Here is a 1134-nt window from a genome sequence, read left to right as displayed (position 1 = left end):
TGCGGCACAGGCCTGGTCGAGGACCGTGCGTAGCCCGGTGCCCCGGGGCATGCACACCAGGGGGTGCGCGCAGGCCTCCCGCAGAGCGACCCGCTTCCGCCGCGCCAGCGGATGCCCGGCGGGCACCGCGACCACCAGCGGCTCACTCACCACGGCCACCGAGTTCACCCCCTCCGGCAGGGCGGCCGCCCCGACCAGCGCCAGGTCGAGGGCGCCGCCGCGCACCGCTTCCAGCAGCCGGTCGGAGTTGTCCTCCAGCAGCGAGAGCTCCACGCCCGGATGCGCCTCGTGGAAGGCGGCGAGCGCCTCGAACAGCGGCAGCACCGTGCAGCCCACCACCATGCCAACCGCGATCCGTCCCCGCAGCAGCCCCGTCACCTCGTCCACGCCGCGCCGCACCGCCTCGGCGGCGGCCAGGGCCGCCCGTGCGTGCTCCAGCACCGCCGCGCCCGCGAGGGTGAGGGTTACGGCGCGCGACGACCGGTCGAAGAGCTCGGCACCGAGTTCCCGCTCGAGCTGCCGGATCTGCGCGCTCACCCCGGACTGGCTGATGCGCACCCGCTCGGCGGCACGCGTGAAGTTCCGCTCCTCGGCGACCGCGACGAAGTACTCCAACTGGCGCAGTTCCATGACTCCTGATTCTAGTGACCAGCAGAACCATCTGTTGGACTTCTGGTGGGCCCGGGCAGAGGCTGGAACCCTGAGCGGCGGAGAAACCGTCTCCGTCCGGACCGGGAGGAGCACCCGCCCATGCCGACCTACGACCGCTACGAGAAGGCGATGCGGCCCGAGGACATCACCCGGCTCTTCGTCCAGCGGTCCAACGCCGGCGACGCCGCCGGCGTGGCCGCGCTCTACGAGGAGGACGCGGTGATGGCCTACCCGCCCGGCTCCACCGCCGTCGGCCGGGAGGCCATCCGGGCCCTCTGGGAGAGGGTGCTGAGCGCCCGCCCGCGGTTCGAGCGGGAGGAGCCGCTGCCCACGCTGATCGCCGACGGTGTCGCCCTGACCGCCACCCCGCCGAAGGACGGTGCCGGCGCCCGCGCGCAGGTGGTGCGCCGCCAGCCCGACGGCAGCTGGCTGCGGGTGCTGGACCGGCCGGAGTTCGTGCCGGTGGAGAGCTGAGCCTCCCGC

2 protein-coding genes are annotated in these 1134 nt (G+C 74.1%); one reads left to right on the top strand and one right to left on the bottom strand.

Annotation, left to right across the window (positions count from 1 at the left end):
- Positions 1-630, bottom strand: a 630-nt coding sequence (locus HW445_RS32020) for a LysR family transcriptional regulator (protein ID WP_180224260.1), incomplete at its 3' end; no start/stop codon positions are given.
- A 120-nt stretch (positions 631-750) separates the two neighbouring features.
- Here HW445_RS32020 and HW445_RS32015 point away from each other — a divergent pair.
- Positions 751-1125: a nuclear transport factor 2 family protein gene (locus HW445_RS32015; protein ID WP_180224259.1), complete on the top strand. Its 375-nt coding sequence runs from the start codon at positions 751-753 to the stop codon at positions 1123-1125.
- Positions 1126-1134: the final 9 nt, after the last annotated feature.

This window comes from Streptomyces sp. UH6, from assembly GCF_013421635.1.
Lineage (GTDB): Bacteria > Actinomycetota > Actinomycetes > Streptomycetales > Streptomycetaceae > Streptomyces > Streptomyces abyssomicinicus.
The sequence above is the reverse complement of the archived record's forward strand: the minus strand, read 5'-3'. Positions and strand labels throughout refer to the sequence as shown.

Coding starts and splice junctions, on each gene's coding strand:
- HW445_RS32015 (WP_180224259.1), top strand. CDS start 751: ATGCCGACCTACGACCGCTACGAGAAGGCGATGCGGCCCGAGGACATC.